The following is a 15,482-nucleotide window of genomic DNA, read 5'->3' as shown; positions in this document are numbered from 1 at the left end:
TCGAGCATGACCGAGCAGTACCGTCAACCATGGATGAGTCGTCGCGCACTGCTGCAGGGCGCCCTCGCTGCGGGGGCGGTGGGCGCGGCATCCGCCGTCGGCATCACGGCCGCACCGGCCGCGTCGGCGGCCGGGCCGCTGACCGTCACGCGGATGAAGGTGCTGGCGGGTACCCAGACGAGCGTGCAGTACGGCGTCGGGGCGACCGACCTGGGCATCCCAGCGCGCACCCCCGACGGGCGCCTGCTGTTCGTGTTCGGCGACACCTGGGCCGACCACGTCGGCGGTGCGAACTGGCGCTCACCCGTGGCCCTGTACTCGTCGACGACGAATCTGGCAGCGGGCGTGACGTTCAACGGATGCGCCGGCGCCGGGACGGCGACGACCGGCGTGGCCCCGCAGCTCTGGTACTACCCGCATGACGCCTACTTCAAGACGGTCATCCCCTCGGATGTCATCACCATCGGATCGCGGATGTACCTGCATGCGATCGTCAACGGTCCCGAATTCGGCATGGTGCGATGGACCGAGCTGTGGGCATCCGACGACAGCGGAGCCACTTGGTTCCACACCGGGCTGAAGTTCCCGGCGGACATGGCGGGCGGGCGCTTCCAGTGCATCACCTGGGGCCTGGGCAACGACGGGTACGTCTACATCTACGGGACGGGGTTCCAGCGCGACAAGGGAATCGTGCTGTACCGCGTGGCATCGAGCCAGATGACGCAGTTGTCCGCCTATCAGCCGTGGGGATTCGCGAACGGGGCGTGGGGGTGGGGCAACCCGGCCACCGAGGTGCTGCCAGGCAAGTTCGGCGAGATGTGCCTGCGACCGCTGGGCGGCAAGTGGATCCTCACGTGGTTCAACGCGGCCGACTACCGGATCGACGCGATGGTGCTGAACACGCCGACCGACAACCTCTACACGGCCGCGAAGACGACTCTGCTCTGGGGCGGAAGCTGGGGATTCGAGGATGCCACGCACGTCGCGCAGCTCTACGGCGGCTACATCATCCCCGGCTCCACCCTGGGCGACCTGCATCTGAGCGTGAGTCAATGGAACACCGGCAACAGCAGCGTCTATCACTCCGAGCAGTTCCGGGTGCAGGGGCTGGCCTGACAGCGACGTCACGTGCGTCGGGCCGGATCAGGCCGAGCCGGCCCGGCGCATCCGAACCACCCCGATCAGGTGCCGGTATCGGGGGTCTGCCGCGAAGCGGCCGAAGGGCCATACGACGGGCGTCTTCTCCGATGAGCACAGGTGGAGAAGCTCGTCCGGCCCCATCTCAAGGGCGACGTGCGCGCCCCAGGCGGTGTCGGTGTCGTTGAACAGCACAAGGTCCAGCGGCTCGGCGCCCTCCCGTTGCGGATGATCATAGGACGGGTCGGCCCACAGCTCGCTGGAGCGATGGGGTTTCGGTCGTCGGCCGAAGAGGTCGAGGACCGCGTAGGCGTACAGCTGGCAGTTCGCTCCCTCGGCCACCGTTCCGATGTCGGCCGAGCCCGGATGTCGCGCGCCGTCGTACTCCACGCGCCACAGCCACTCCGGCCACCCTCCCGGCGGTGCGGGCCAGTGGCGGGGGACCGTCGGCGTCATCTCAGCGTCCTGGTGAGTGCGAGGACCGGTTCGTCGTCGAGCGTGATCATGGTGCCCGGCGGCACGGGTTCTCCGTCGATGCTGACGCCGCGGCCATCGGGCAGATACCCTCGGCGCGCGTACATCTGCTGAGCGATGCCGTAATCGGCGTACAGACCCACGCGAAGGCCGGCGGCGCCCGCTCTCGTCGCGATGCGTCTCTCCGCCTCGTCGAGCAGCAGGCGACCGAGCCCGGCACCGCGGTGCGCGTGCAGGACGTTGAGGTCGGAGATCTCCGGGATGCCCGCTTCTCGGAATGGCGGATACGCGGATTCCCAGACGATCAGACAGTATCCGGCCGGATTCTCGTCTCGTCGCGCAACCAGCACGTCGATCCGGCCGGCTCGCCGCTCATCGAGGTAGTGCTCGAAGAGCGCGGCTGGCTTGGGCCAGTCGCGGAACGCATCGGCGAGGCCGGCAACATCGGCGGACTTTGCATCCGCCACCTCGACGTCTGTCATGCGGTCACCACCCGGCGGCTTCGATGACGCGCTCGGCGACCGCTCGCGGGTCCAGGCCGTCGACGTCGATGATGTGATCGTCTAGATCCGCCGCATCGAGAGCGTGGGTGAGAGCGTCGTGCCCGGCGAGAAACCCGTCGAGCTCCCACGCAGTCTCCGTGGCGTGCCGGGCTCGGAGCCGCTGCTCGACGACGTCGCGCGACGCTCGAAGCCGGATCAGCGGTGCCTCGGAGGCGGAGGCGGCTCCGAGCGCTTCCCGACAGCCGTCCAGATGCGCCCGGTCGGTGAACACGTGGGCGACCACGACGCGGTCGATGCCGCTGCGTCGGTAGTTCACCGACACCGCGGCCAGGTTCGCACGCGCGATCCTGCCGCCCCAGGGGTCGTCGTGCGGTCGCGGCCACGACAGCGTGAGGAAGTCGAGATCGACGAGCGCATGCGCGACGGCCTTCTCGCCGAGCAATGCACCGAGTTCCTGAAGCGTGCGCGACTTTCCGACGCCCGATGCCCCGTTCAGGATCAATCCCCGGGTGGGCTTGGAGTCACTCATCCTCATTGTTCATCTCCGATCGGGATGTGGGGACGTTCGCGTTCACCGTGCGGATGATCTCCACGACTTCGATACTCCCGTCGACGAGCGTCTCCATGATTGGTTCACCGTCGCCGTCGTACTCACCTTTCGACCAGTACCTTCTGGCGAGTTCCAGATTCGCGGCTCGATCAACGGTGCCCGCGAAGCAATTCCGCGCGTCGCCGCTGAACCATCGACCGACGACCTTGAGACGCACGATCTGATATGTCGGCCGGCCCCACTCGATGAAGAGTGAGCACCAGCCCTCGGCATCCGCCAGCGTCCCCGATACGTAGAGGCTGCTGAGCCTCGACGGATACTCCGGGAACTCCTCGGCTCGTACCTCCTCCAAAGCGAGCTCACGGAATGCGACGGCGAGGTGATGATCGAGCGAAGGCAGTGGACTGGTTGCAGCGTCCGCGTAGATCTGAACGACCTCGGCTGCGCGTTCATGTACACGCCGCCAGACTCCGCTGCGATTGTCCTCATCGAAGACGATCTGCTGGCCTACATGCATCGGTCGGTCTGTCACCACATGGAACGCGTGCGTCATCGCCATGATCTGCTCCTTTCACGTCACGGGTGCGGTGGGAGGGCCCGTGCAGGCCCTCCCACCGTGTCATGCTCAGGGCACCTTCGTCAGTGAGACGTCGTCCAGCTGCATCCAGATGTCGCCGCTGTTGGTCCACACGCCGCCGAAGACCTGCACGGCGTCGCGGTCGCCCGCGTCGAACTCGACGGTGAACCGCGTCCACGCGCCGACGGAGTGGAAGTTGATCTCGCCGATCGGTACGCCGTCCAGCGTCCGGGCGCCGAAGAACCCGTTGTCGCTGTTCACCGAGGTGCGCAGGAACCCGGTGAGCCGGTACTTCGCACCGCGTTCGACGGGCACGTCCTGCCAGATGTCCCGCCATCCGCTGTTGTACCGGACGAACGCGCGGTGATCCCCGGTGAAGCCGGCGGCCGGAGCGTTGTCGATGCCCGAGTTCGGTTTCGCCGCCCACGTCCCGTTGGTGCCGTCGCCGAGCGTCGTGGAGCGCTCGAAGCTCGCGTCGGTGACCAGGTTCGGGTCGATGATGTTCCCGTCGCGGTCGATGCGCAGGCGCATCAGGTAGACGTTGTACGGGTTCCACTGCGACATCGTGAAGTAGATCTCGCCGTCCTTGTTCCACGGGTGGAAGTACCCGCCGTACAGCGCGGGGTAGTCGGTGGAGCTCGCCACGGTCTGCGCGGGAGTCCACGGGCCCTCCGGGGCGGTCGCGGTGCGCATGATGATGTCCTCGCCTGAAAGCGTCATCATCAGGAACCGCTTGCTGTACGCGTCGTACTGCACCGACATCTCGCTCATCGGAGCATCCATCACCGGAACGGCGTCGGACTCCTTCTTGCTCCAGTCCGTGCCGTCCCAGTATCGGAAGGCCGACTTGTCCAGCAGTTTCGACGCGGGCACCTTGGCCACGGATGCCGGGCCGTTGCGCCCGTTCTGCGTGCCGAAGACGTAGATCGTGCCGCCCTTCTGCACCCACGCCTGCATCTGGAACGGGTCGTGTCCGTCGGCGTTCTCCCACCGCGTGTCCGACACCTTCCAGGTGCCCCCGCCGTCGTCCGAGTAGGCGATGCCGGCGAAGTTCGTGTCCCACACCCCCGGCGGGCCCCACTGCTTCACCGACATGAAGCCGAGGTACTGCCGCTTGCCGACCGAGATTCCGGTCGTGGGGATCGTCGTCATCTCCACGCCGTTGATCTTCTTCGACGGGATGATCTCGCGTGCGACGCCCTGCGGCCCCTGGGCCGCCCAGTCGAACAGCATCCCGTCGGCGAGATCGCCGTCGCTGGAGCGCACGAGCACGTTGCTGCGCCAGTTGCCGTTGGGCGGCGCACCGCCGCCCGGTCCCGTCCACGCGTTGCCGAACGTGTCGCCGAACGCCGTGAGCACATGCCCCGCGCCGTCGTCCCACATGATGCCGAGGTCGGTCGCCTTGATGTCCCAGCGGCCCCAGGTGTTGTTCGGAGCATCAGGTCCGGTCAGCTTCTCGACGACGGTCGCCGGCGTGCGCGCCGTGGTCGCCTCCGCCGGTGGCGGTGCTGCGGCCACCGCGAACGCGACGGTCGCGAGGGATGCCGCGGCGGCACCCGCCACGATTCTCTTCAGGGGCGTCATTGCCTCTCCTTTCTCAGGTCGCCGTGCGGCGACGTCTCAGCGGACTCGGACGCTCAGTCCGGGAGCGTCATCTGCCTGAGCCCGAACCAGTACGAGGTCACGCCCGCGGGGGCGCAGGGGCAGACGTTGGACTGCACCCACGCGGTCTTCTCGTCATCCGAGACGAACTTCGACGGCACGGTCGTGGCGTAGCCGCCGATGCGATCCGCCTGCCACGGGTACGTGCCGAAGTCCTCCGAGAGCACGGGCGTCCACGGCCCCCAGGGCTGAGGTGCCTCGTAGAACTCGAACGTGTACTCGGTCCACGACGTGTAGAGGTAGCGGCCGCGCTTCGGCAGGTACGTGACCCCGCCCTGCGAGATCACGCTCATCCCGTGGGCGGTGCGCCGGTCGTCCACCAGGACGGCCTTCTTCGCAGCGATGTCGCTCGTCCAGGTGGCCTCTGCGGCGCCCGGCTCGCCGGCGAAGAACTCCCAGCTCGCGCGATCCTGAACCGAGGCGATCGGCACCCGGGCCAGGAACAGCTCGGTCGGATCCGGCACGACATCGGTGAACGAGTCGCGCCAGTTGCCGTCGATCCCGAAGGCGTAGACGTAGTCCTTCTCGGGCCGGCGCTCGGCATCCATCCCGTAGTCGGCGAACCAGACGGTGGTGAACACCCCGCCCCCGAACATGGGCGCGCTCGTGTCCCAGGACCAGGTCCTGCCGTGGTCGTCGCTGCGCGCGATCGTCGCGTTCGGGGCGGCGTCGAAGTCGGGTGAGAGATCCTGCACGGCCAGGTACAGCGTGCCGGCTGTGCACAGCATCCCGGTCGGCTTGCGCGTGTACCCCTCTGCATCCGTCCAGACCTGGCCGAGAGCGTCGCCGGTCGCGAGCCCCTCGCCCGCCAGATCATCGGATGCCGGGGTCCCGGTGATCCGGTTCATCACGATGTCGCCGAACGTGCTGCCGAACCCCGAGCCGTCGCCGTTCGCGGCATACAGCGCACCGTCATCCGACCAGCAGCTGGGCCACAGGTCCCCGTCGGAGACGCCGATCGCCGTCGGCGCATCCGCGACGGTCACGGCCTCGATCGGAGCGGATGCCGCGGAGCATCCGGCCAGCAGCACGGCGCTCACTGCGAGGATCGCGATCGAAGCCGGCCGCCCGTTCATGTCACCAGACCGTGTACCCGCCGTCGGCGACCACGTCGGAGCCGGTCATGAAGCTCGACTCGTCGGAGGCGAGGAACAGGATCACCGAGGCGACCTCGTCAGGGGTCCCGAGCCTTCCCATCGGCGTCCGCTCCCGCCAGACGACGCCCAGTTCGGGCTCGCGCTCCAGCAGCGCTCCGGTCAGATCCGTGCCGATGTAGCCGGGCGAGACCGAGTTCACCCGCACGCCGCGGGCGGCCCACTCGCCCGCGAGGGTCTTCGTCAGGTGGATGACGCCGGCCTTCGCCGCGTTGTAGCTGGACTGCTTCTGCGGGAAGTTGCTGATGATGCCGCTCATCGACGCGATGTTCACGATCGACCCGCGTCCGGCCTCGAGCATGAGCCGGCCGAACGCCTGACACACGTAGAACGTGCCGGACAGGTCGATGTCGACCACCTGCCGCCAGTCGTCGACCGACATCTCCTCCGCGCTCGACGAGCGCACGATGCCGGCGGCGTTGAGCACGACATCCGGGGTGCCGAATCGGTCGGCGATGTCGGATGCCGCGGCTGCGACGGCAGCGGCATCCGTCACGTCCGCCTTCACGAACTCGACGTCCACGTCGTCGACGGTCATCGCGAGGTCGAGCACCACGACGCGGGAGCCCTGCTCCAGGAACCGCCGCACGGTCTGCAGCCCGATGCCGCGCCCGCCGCCGGTGACGACCACGAGCCGGCCGGACAGCGAGGGGTATGTCGCGTGCGTCATGTCACACCCTCGGAGGAGTCGCGCCGAGGTCGGGAACGGGAGCCGTTCCTAGGTGGACCTCCATGTCGTCCGCCGACGGGCTCTTCGGGCGTCGCGCGGTCGGGCGGTCGAGGTAGAACATCGCGGTCGATGCGATGTCGTCGCGCAGCGGGAGGTAGCGCCATCCGCTGCGCCAGCCGAGCGCCTGGATGTCGACCTTCGGGATGCCCGTGGCGAAGTGGATCGGGTCCTGCAGGTGCCAGCGGTACATGCCGAAGCGCTGCTGCGACACGTACAGCCCGTCAGGGCGGATCACCTGCGGCATGCCGAGGTAGGGCGTGGAGAACTCGGTGTAGCCCTTGCCCGGGATGTCGAAGTTCCAGGCGCCGCCGAAGTAGTCCTCGGTGCCGGTGCCGCAGATCGTCGGGTGGTCGGTGTCGTCGTCGAGGTAGAACTTGATCTCGCCCTCGCCCCACCATCCGTTGGAGTTGACGCCCCAGGCGATGTAGGTGCCGACGTAGTGTCCCTCTCCCTCGATGCCCTCCAGGAGCACGTGCGGCGTCAGCTCCTCCAGCGGGTTGGAGCGCCGCCACTGCGCGTGGAAGTAGGCGTCGTTCGAGTGGTCGCCGCCGATCTCGTAGGTCACCTGGTAGTAGACCCGCACGTCGACGACCGAGGTGTTCTCGATCGTGAGACGCGCACCGTCGCGGAACGGCATCGGCCAGTAGGAGTTGAAGCCGCCGTGCGGGTTGGCCGCGATGGCCTGCGAGTTCACCTGCGCGAAGACACCCCAGCCGTTGCAGAAGAAGTCGCCGTACGGCACCTCGACGGCGGGTTCCTCCGCGCCGTCCCAGAACGCCCGCAGGATCAGGGTGCGCCAGTTGTCGGTGTGCGTCGTGATCCAGATGTGCGTGATCTTCCCCGCTCCGGCGATCGAGGCGAGCTCGAAGGTCTCGCCGGCCTTGATGTCGACGCTGGGCGAGATCTTCCAGCCGGGGCCGAGGTCCCGGGCGCAGTCCGCGCCGGTGCCCTCGGTGGCTCGTCCGCCGCCTCCGGCCGCGCCGTCGAAGTTCTCCGGTGAGATCGAACGCGTCTGCACCTGTCGCAGGGCGGCGATGGAGTTGAGATCGGGCATGCGTGCACTTCCTCGTGTCGGCGTGTGGGTGTTCCGTCACAGTACCTATTCGCCGCGTCTGTTGCAATCGATTTCAACACGCTAACCTGTCGTCACAGGAGTTTCATGCGAGGAGACACGTGGCCACGATCTATGACGTCGCGCAGCTCGCCGGCGTGTCACCGGCGACGGTCTCGCGCGTCTTCAACGGGGTGGGGGTCTCCGAGGCGAAGACCACCGCGGTGCGCCATGCCGCCGAGCAGCTGAACTTCACGCCGAACCGTGCCGCCCGCACGCTGCGCCGGCAGAGCTCCGAGGTGATCGCCCTGGTGATCCCGGACATCGAGAACCCCTACTTCACCGAGATGGCCCGCGGCGTCGAGGACGTCGCCAGCGAAGCCGGCTACTCGGTGGTGCTCTGCAACAGCGACTCCCAGGTCGACAAGGAGTCGACCTATCTGCGCATCGCGATGGCCGAGAACATGTCGGGGGTGATCCTGGCCGCGGCATCCGATCACACGAGTCTCGACGAGATCCTCGCGACCGGAAGGCCGGTCGTGGCGGTGGACCGCAGCACCGGCTACGACATCGACGGAGTCGTGATGGCGAACCGCGACGCCGGGCGCATGGCGACCGAGCACCTGCTCAAGACCCATCGGCGAGTGGCGTACATCGGCGGCCCGGAGCACATCGAGACCTCGAGCGACCGTGCCGAGGGGTGGCGGGTCGCGCACCGCGCGGCCGGCATCGAGCCCCCCGTCGACCTGCTCACCTTCTCGTCGTTCCGCGTCGACGGCGGTCGTGATGCCATGGAGCGACTGCTCGCGCTGCCCGAGCCACCCGATGCGGTCGTGGCGGGCAACAACCTGATCGGGGTGGGCGCGATCCAGGTGCTCACCGAGCACGCGCTGACGCCTCCGGCGATCGGGGTCGCCGTGATCGGCGGTCTTCCGTTCACCACGCTGTCGCCCAGCGCGGTCACCGTCGTGCGCCTGCCGGCGCGGCACATGGGCGTCACCGCCGCACGCATGCTGCTCGAGCGCATCCGCGGCGATCAGCAGCCCGCGCGCACGATCGTGCTGCGCAACGAAGTGCGCGCCGCCAGCGCCTCGCGCTGACGCTCGGGAGCGCGAGGCGCCGGATTCCCGGCCCGTTCCTCGGCGATGCGTCCGTCATCCGGTTGCGTCATGAAATCGATTTCGCTTACGCTGAGGTCGCGGGAGAACACAGCATCGGCCGAGGAGGACCACATGCGCTGCACCCTCGGGGTCGACATCGGCACATCCAGCAGCAAGGGCGTGCTGGCGGCCGAGGACGGGTCGATCCTCGCCACTGCGACGCGTGCGCACGACGTCGATCGCCCCCGTACCGGCTGGGTGGAGATGGACGGCCGCATCTGGTGGGACGAGTTCGTCGCCATCTCGCAGGAGCTGCTCGGCTCGGTCCCGGACGCCGAGGTCGTGGGCGTCGGCGTCAGCGGGATGGGCCCCTGCGTCCTCCTCGCCGACGAGGACGACGAGCCGGTGCGCCCCGCCATCCTCTACGGCGTCGACACGCGCGCCACCGCGCAGATCGCCCGCCTCACCGCCGAGCTCGGCGAGGACGAGATCACCCGTGTCGGGGGCTCGTCGCTCACCTCGCAGGCCGGCGGCGCGAAGATCGCCTGGGTCGCGGAGGAGGAGCCGGATGCCTGGGCTCGGGCGAGGCGGCTGTTCATGCCCGCCTCCTGGCTCGCGCGCAGGCTGACCGGCGCCTACGTGCTCGACCACCAGTCCGCCAGCCAGGTCTCGCCGCTCTACGACGTGGAGGGCGAGCGCTGGCACGCGCCCTGGTGGGACGCCTACGCCGCCCGCATCGAGGCGCCCCCGCTGACCTGGGCCGGGGACATCGCGGGCGCGGTCACGGCCGAGGCATCCGCCCTCACCGGCATCCCCGAGGGGACACCGGTGATCACCGGCACGATCGACGCCTGGACCGAGGCGGTCAGCGCGGGGGCGCACGGCATCGGCGACCTGATGCTGATGTACGGCACCACGATGTTCCTGGTGGCGACCGTCGCCGAGACGCTGCGCACGCCGTCGATGTGGACGACCGCCGGGGCCTTCGAGGGCACCAGGAACCTCGCCGGCGGCATGTCGACGTCGGGGGCGCTCACCGCCTGGCTCAAGGATCTGACGGATGCCGACTACCCGCAGCTGCTCGCCGAGGCTGCCGACTCCGGCGTCGGCGCGCGGGGCCTGCTGCTCCTGCCGTACTTCGCGGGCGAGCGCACTCCCATCCAGGATCCCGACGCCCGCGGCGTGATCGCCGGGCTCACCCTCCGTCACGGGCGCGGCGACCTGTACCGCGCCGCTCTCGAGGCCACCGCGCTGGGGGTTCGTCACAACGTGGAGACCATGCGCGAGGCGGGGGCGGACATCCGCCGCATCGTCGCCGTCGGCGGAGGCACGCAGGGGCGGCTCTGGCTGCAGATCGTCTCGGACGCCACCGGGCTCGTGCAGGAGGTGCCGGCCACGACGATCGGCGCGAGCTACGGCGCCGCGTTCCTCGCCGCCACCGCCGTCGCGCCCGCCGGCGCCGCGCCGCGCATCGAGGACTGGAATCCGGTCGTGGATCGCATCGAGCCGGACCCGGGCAGCCGTGCGGCCTACGACGAGCTGTTCGACCGCTACCTTCGCCTCTACGCGGGCACCGCCGAGGTCGTTCATGAGCTCGCGGAGTCGCAGCGGGGCGCGGCGCACCGGGACGAGGCCCACCGGGACGGCGACCGATGAGCCGCCGCGCCCGCCCGATCCCGCACACCGCGGAGAGCGTGGCGTTCCCGCTCGGCGGGATCGGCACGGGCAACGTGTCCCTCGGTGCGCGCGGGGAGCTGCGCGACTGGGAGTTCGAGAACCTGCCCGACAAGGGGCGGCTCAATCCGCGATCGTTCTTCGCGATCCATGCCGCCCCGCAGGGCGGCCCCGCAGTCACCCGAGTGCTCGAGGCGCGGAGCGACGGCAGGCACGACCGGGACGCGGGCTACGGGTTCGACGAGCTCGCCGGCCTGCCGCGGCTGGAGTCCGCCGACCTGCACGGCGAGTACCCCGTCGTCGACATCGACTTCACGGACGCGACGCTGCCCGTGACCGTGTCGCTGCACGCCTTCACCCCGCTCGTGCCGCTCGACGCCGACGCCTCGGGGATCCCCGCCGCCGTGCTGCGGTACCGGGTCGCCAATCCCGGCGACGCACCGGTGGCCGTCACTGTGGTCGGCAGCATGAGCCACACGGCCGGCCGGGGGACGCCCGGGCCGGATGCGCCCTGGGGCATGCGCGGTACGCAGTCGGTGCGCTGGCGCGAGAGCGACGGCATCCGCGGTCTCGACTTCGACATCGACCTGGATCACGACGACCCCGGGTACGGGACCATGAGTCTGACGACGACCGACTCGTCGACGACCGCCAAGCCGCAGTGGGTCACCAGCTACTGGCCCGACGGCGCGCGGCTGTTCTGGGACGACCTCGCCGACGACGGCCTGCTCGCGCCCGAGCCGCGGCTGACCCTGGAGGACAAGCCGCGCGGGCTGTTCGCCGAGCGGGATGCGGATCCGGACGCGCCGGCGCTCACCGAGGAGCAGATGCTCGCCAAGCTGCCTCGTGTGCGCACCGGATCGCTCGGCATCGTGCACACGCTCGCACCCGGCGAAGAGCGGGACTTCGAGTTCGTGCTCGCCTGGAGCTTCCCCAACCGCCGGCGGGGATGGCATGGCCACATCATTTTTGACGATGCTCTGGAGTCCGGGACGCGCGACCTGCGCGAGGAGCTCGGCCCCGTCGTGCGCAACCACTACGCGGCGCTCTGGCCGGATGCCTGGGCTGCGGCCGCGCAGCTGCACCGGGACCTGCCGGCTCTGGAGGGCGCGACCGACGCCTTCGTCGAGACGCTCTACGGCGGGAGCCTCGACCCCGTGCTCGCGGACGCGGTCGGCGCCAACGTCGCCGCGCTCCGCTCGACCACCTGCTTCGTGCTGGAATCGCCCACGCCCGAGTTGGGTGACGGGCCCGTCTTCGCGGCCTGGGAGGGATCGTTCGACCACGGCGGCTCCTGCGAGGGCACCTGCACCCACGTCTGGTCGTACGCGCAGACCGCGGCCTGGCTCTTCCCCGGCCTGGAGCGCAGCGCCCGCCGCGCGGAGTACCTGCTCGAGACCGATGAGTGCGGAGCGCAGAAGTTCCGCGGCAACAGGATCTTCGGGGCGCCCCGCTGGTTCATCGGCCCCGCCGTCGACGGACAGCTCGGCACCTTCCTGCGCCTGCACCGGGAGTGGCGCTTCTCCGGCGACGACGACTTCCTCCGGGAGCTGTGGCCCGCCGCGGCGCGGACCCTCGACTATGCCGCCCGCGAATGGGATCACGACGGCGACGGGCTGCTCGACGGCGAGATGCACAACACCTACGACATCGAGTTCCATGGTGTCGAGCCGCTCTCGAACGTCATCCATCTCGCCGCGCTGCGCGCCGGCATCCGCATGGCGGAGCATCTCGGCGACACGGCGCGCGCGCAGGAATGGGCGCTGCGGGCCGACCACGTCGCGGCCGCGATCGAGAGCGTGCTCTGGAACGGCCGGTATTACCGGCAGGTGATCGATGACGTCGATGCCCACCGCTACCAGTACGGCGACGGCGTGCTGTCGGATCAGCTGCTCGGCCAGTTCCACGCCTTCCTGGGCGGTCTCGGGTACCTGCTGCCCGAAGCTCATGTGCGCTCCGCACTGGACGCGATCGTCCGGCACAACCACCGCAGCGACCTGCGCGACCACGAGAGCACCCAGCGGGTGTACGCGCTGAACGATGAGGGCGGCCTGCTGCTGGCATCCTGGCCCGAAGGCGGACGCCCCGCCCTCCCGTTCGTCTACGCGGACGAGGTGTGGACGGGCATCGAGCACCAGGTCGCGGTCTCGCTGCTCTTCGCCGGGCGGTACGACGAAGCGCTGCGCATCGAGCGCACGCTGCGGGCGCGCTACGACGGGGCGCACCGCAACCCGTGGAACGAGATCGAGTGCGGGAACCACTACGCCCGCTCGCTCGCTTCCTGGGGCCTGCTGATCGGCGCCAGCGGCGCGCAGTGGGATGCCGGCGCGCGCACGCTCTCGTTCGATCCGGCGCTGCCGGGGGACGCCCGCTTCCTGTTCACCACCGGGACCGGATGGGGCGGCGTCGAGATCGGCGAGGACGCGATCACCCTGCGGCTCCACGGTGGCGTGCTCGACCTCGACGAGCTGCGGCTCCGCGGCGAGGTCGCCGGTCGCGGCATCCATCTCGATGCGGGCGAGACCCGCACCCTCACTCTCAACTGAACCTCACACCCACAACGGAGAATCCCATGAGCTACACCCTCCCCACCCCGGTCGCCCGCCCCGAGGCGGCGCCCAAGACCGCCTACCTGATCACCTCCGGCGACCTGCGCGAGTCCGCGAACGTCGCCGGCTGGCCGACCCAGGTCGAGCTCGAGACCGGTGTGACCGGCGTGCTCGAGGGCCTCGGCTGGTCGGTCATCCGGCCCTTCGGCGTCGACCCCGCCACCGGGCACGGCTTCATCTCCAGCCAGCGCATGGGCATGGAGGTGTTCAAGAGCATTCCGGTCGACGCCCCGCTCGTCGTCGCCATCGCCAACTGGCAGTACTCGCACCACGTCCTCGCGGGCCTGCGCACCCACCGCGGTCCGATCCTCACCGTCGCCAACTTCGCCGGTGACTGGCCGGGCCTCGTGGGCCTGCTCGGCCTGAACGCGGGCCTCACCAAGATGGGCAAGGAGTACGCCACCACCTGGTCGGTGGACTTCACCGACGACTGGTTCACCGGCGGCATCCGCGAGTGGACCGAGACCGGCCGCATCACGCACGACGCCTCGCACGTGCGCGCCCTGCCCGCGCTCCCGGACTCCGCCGAGAAGCAGCTGGGTCAGGCGCTCGCCGCCGAGCTGCTCGCCGACAAGGCCATCATCGGCGTGTTCGACGAGGGCTGCATGGGCATGTACAACGCGATCTTCGACGATGAGCTGCTCAACACCATCGGCATCTACAAGGAGCGCCTCTCGCAGTCGGCGCTGTACGCCGAGATGCTCGAGGTGACCGAGGCCGAGGCCGACGCCGCCTACGACTGGCTGGTCGACCACGGCATGACGTTCAAGTACGGCGAGGACGCGGCCACCGAGCTCACCCGCGAGCAGGTGCAGTGGCAGCTGAAGATGTACATCGCCGCCCTCCGCATCGCCGACGACTTCGGCCTCGACGCCGTCGGCATCCAGTACCAGCAGGGGCTGAAGGACCTGGTGCCGGCCTCCGACCTCGCCGAGGGCATCCTGAACTCCACCGAGCGCCCGCCGGTGACCTCGCGCGACGGCTCCCGCGTGCTGCACGAGGGCCGCGCCTTCCCGCACTTCAACGAGGCCGATGAGGGCGTGGCGGTCGATGCGCTGATCACCGACCGGGTGTGGCGCGCGATGGGCCTGGTGCCGGACAACACCCTGCACGACGTGCGCTGGGGCGAGGAGCACGACGGCGAGTTCGTCTGGGTCTACGAGATCTCCGGCTCCGTGCCCGCCTCGCACCTGGGCGGCTGGGACAAGGCCGAGGGCTGGCGTCAGGGCCACGTGTTCTTCCCGGCTGGCGGCGCCACCATCAACGGCGTCTCCAAGCCCGGCGAGGTCGTGCTCTCGCGGGTGTTCATCGCCGACGGGATCCTGCAGGCCGACATCTTCCGGGCGTCCGTCGTGGAGCTCCCCGAGGCCGAGACGCAGCGGCGCAAGGACGCGACCAACCCGGAGTGGCCGATCGCGCACGTCGTGCTGCACGGCCAGAGCCGAGACCAGTTCATGGCCCGTCACAAGGCGAACCACGCGCAGCTGGTCTACGCGCCCGACGCCGAGACGGCCGACAAGGCGCTGATCGCGAAGGCCGCCATGTTCGACGGCCTGGGCATCAAGGTCAACCTGGTGGGCGACGTCACGATCTGACCCACGGCATCCGCCGTCGAGAACCCGCCTCCCGCGTCCGCGCAGGGGGCGGGTTCTTCGTGGTGCCCGATCCGGTCAGCGCAGCAGTCCCGCGACCAGGTCGTCCACGATGTCGTCGGTGGAGGTGCCGGGGTCGATGGGGGAGGTGAGCCGGTCGAAGACCAGGCCGTCGATCGCGTAGTGGAAGAGGGTGATCTCGCGGCGTCCTCCGGGAAGCCCGGCGGCCTCGTTGAACGCGACGTCTCCGTCCAGCGCCTGATGCTGCCACTCCCGCATCGGGGGGGCCAGCTCGGGCCGCCGCGCCACCTCGAGCCGCAGCTCGAACAGCGCCAGGGTCACATCGCGGTGCGTGGTGAGCCGCCGGACGATGTCGCGCACGTAGTCGGCGAACAGTTCGCGGGTCGGGGCGTCGGATGCCCGGGCCGCGAGGTCCTCCGGAGTGGGGGAGAGGCGGATGCCGATGCGCTCGACGAGCCCGGCGATGAGCTTCTCGCGACTGCGGAAGTAGTTCGACGTGGTGCCGAGCGGCACGCCGGCCTCGGCGTCGATCGCGCGGTGCGTGAGCCCGCGCGAGCCCTCCCTGGCCAGCACGGTGATGCCCGCATCGGCCAGCGCGTTGCGTCGTGCCTCGTTCTTCGCCATGATCCGAGACTAGCGCAACCACTT

14 protein-coding genes are annotated in these 15,482 nt (G+C 69.6%); 5 read left to right on the top strand and 9 right to left on the bottom strand.

The features are described 5' to 3' along the window. Positions 1-6: 6 nt before the first annotated feature. The gene (locus ACTJJ4_RS13630; RefSeq protein WP_440943832.1) at positions 7-1,116 is read left to right on the top strand and encodes a DUF4185 domain-containing protein; all 1,110 of its coding nucleotides are present in this window, start codon (positions 7-9) and stop codon (positions 1,114-1,116) included. A gap of 27 nt (positions 1,117-1,143) precedes the next feature. Here the strand turns inward: ACTJJ4_RS13630 and ACTJJ4_RS13625 are convergent, their stop codons facing one another. The 8 genes from ACTJJ4_RS13625 to ACTJJ4_RS13590 all read right to left on the bottom strand — a co-directional run bounded on the left by ACTJJ4_RS13625 (position 1,144) and on the right by ACTJJ4_RS13590 (position 7,841). Further along, positions 1,144-1,593 carry a hydrolase gene (locus tag ACTJJ4_RS13625; protein WP_440943831.1) on the bottom strand — a complete coding sequence of 150 codons (450 nt, stop codon included), beginning with the start codon at positions 1,591-1,593 and terminating at the stop codon, positions 1,144-1,146. Next, positions 1,590-2,093, bottom strand: coding sequence for an N-acetyltransferase family protein (locus ACTJJ4_RS13620; RefSeq protein WP_440943830.1), 504 nt, complete (start codon positions 2,091-2,093; stop codon positions 1,590-1,592). Before ACTJJ4_RS13620 ends, ACTJJ4_RS13625 begins: the two co-directional genes overlap by 4 nt. Before the next feature lie 4 nt (positions 2,094-2,097). Then, positions 2,098-2,643: a hypothetical protein gene (locus ACTJJ4_RS13615; protein ID WP_440943829.1), complete on the bottom strand. Its 546-nt coding sequence runs from the start codon at positions 2,641-2,643 to the stop codon at positions 2,098-2,100. Next, complete coding sequence (locus ACTJJ4_RS13610) at positions 2,636-3,223, bottom strand: DUF2441 domain-containing protein (RefSeq protein WP_440943828.1); 588 nt, start codon at positions 3,221-3,223, stop codon at positions 2,636-2,638. Before ACTJJ4_RS13610 ends, ACTJJ4_RS13615 begins: the two co-directional genes overlap by 8 nt. A gap of 66 nt (positions 3,224-3,289) precedes the next feature. Further along, positions 3,290-4,825 (bottom strand): DUF4185 domain-containing protein, encoded by a 1,536-nt coding sequence (locus ACTJJ4_RS13605; protein ID WP_440943827.1) that lies wholly within the window; start codon positions 4,823-4,825, stop codon positions 3,290-3,292. A gap of 53 nt (positions 4,826-4,878) precedes the next feature. Next, a complete protein-coding gene (locus tag ACTJJ4_RS13600; RefSeq protein ID WP_440943826.1) occupies positions 4,879-5,979 on the bottom strand; it encodes a DUF4185 domain-containing protein in 1,101 nt (366 codons plus the stop codon). A gap of 1 nt (position 5,980) precedes the next feature. Continuing rightward, positions 5,981-6,727, bottom strand: a complete 747-nt coding sequence (locus tag ACTJJ4_RS13595) for an SDR family oxidoreductase (RefSeq protein WP_440943825.1) — start codon at positions 6,725-6,727, stop codon at positions 5,981-5,983. Position 6,728: 1 nt separating this feature from the next. After that, complete coding sequence (locus ACTJJ4_RS13590) at positions 6,729-7,841, bottom strand: glycoside hydrolase family 172 protein (RefSeq protein WP_417555248.1); 1,113 nt, start codon at positions 7,839-7,841, stop codon at positions 6,729-6,731. A 119-nt stretch (positions 7,842-7,960) separates the two neighbouring features. On the opposite strand from ACTJJ4_RS13590, the gene ACTJJ4_RS13585 reads away from it, so the two are divergent. The 4 genes from ACTJJ4_RS13585 to ACTJJ4_RS13570 all read left to right on the top strand — a co-directional run bounded on the left by ACTJJ4_RS13585 (position 7,961) and on the right by ACTJJ4_RS13570 (position 14,816). Continuing rightward, the gene (locus ACTJJ4_RS13585) at positions 7,961-8,938 is read left to right on the top strand and encodes a LacI family DNA-binding transcriptional regulator (protein WP_440943824.1); all 978 of its coding nucleotides are present in this window, start codon (positions 7,961-7,963) and stop codon (positions 8,936-8,938) included. A 132-nt stretch (positions 8,939-9,070) separates the two neighbouring features. Continuing rightward, on the top strand, positions 9,071-10,594 hold the full coding sequence (locus ACTJJ4_RS13580; protein ID WP_440943823.1) for an FGGY-family carbohydrate kinase: 1,524 nt from the start codon (positions 9,071-9,073) through the stop codon (positions 10,592-10,594). Continuing rightward, positions 10,591-13,158: a GH116 family glycosyl-hydrolase gene (locus ACTJJ4_RS13575; RefSeq protein ID WP_440943822.1), complete on the top strand. Its 2,568-nt coding sequence runs from the start codon at positions 10,591-10,593 to the stop codon at positions 13,156-13,158. The genes ACTJJ4_RS13580 and ACTJJ4_RS13575 overlap by 4 nt, the downstream gene beginning before the upstream one ends. A gap of 26 nt (positions 13,159-13,184) precedes the next feature. Continuing rightward, positions 13,185-14,816, top strand: a complete 1,632-nt coding sequence (locus ACTJJ4_RS13570; RefSeq protein WP_440943821.1) for a fucose isomerase — start codon at positions 13,185-13,187, stop codon at positions 14,814-14,816. Positions 14,817-14,891: 75 nt separating this feature from the next. On the opposite strand, the gene ACTJJ4_RS13565 is transcribed toward ACTJJ4_RS13570, so the two are convergent. Continuing rightward, positions 14,892-15,458: a TetR/AcrR family transcriptional regulator gene (locus ACTJJ4_RS13565; protein ID WP_440943820.1), complete on the bottom strand. Its 567-nt coding sequence runs from the start codon at positions 15,456-15,458 to the stop codon at positions 14,892-14,894. Positions 15,459-15,482: the final 24 nt, after the last annotated feature.

This window comes from Microbacterium sp. 22195 (genome assembly GCF_052056515.1).
Lineage (GTDB): Bacteria > Actinomycetota > Actinomycetes > Actinomycetales > Microbacteriaceae > Microbacterium.
This window is presented reverse-complemented; position numbering and strand designations above follow the sequence as displayed.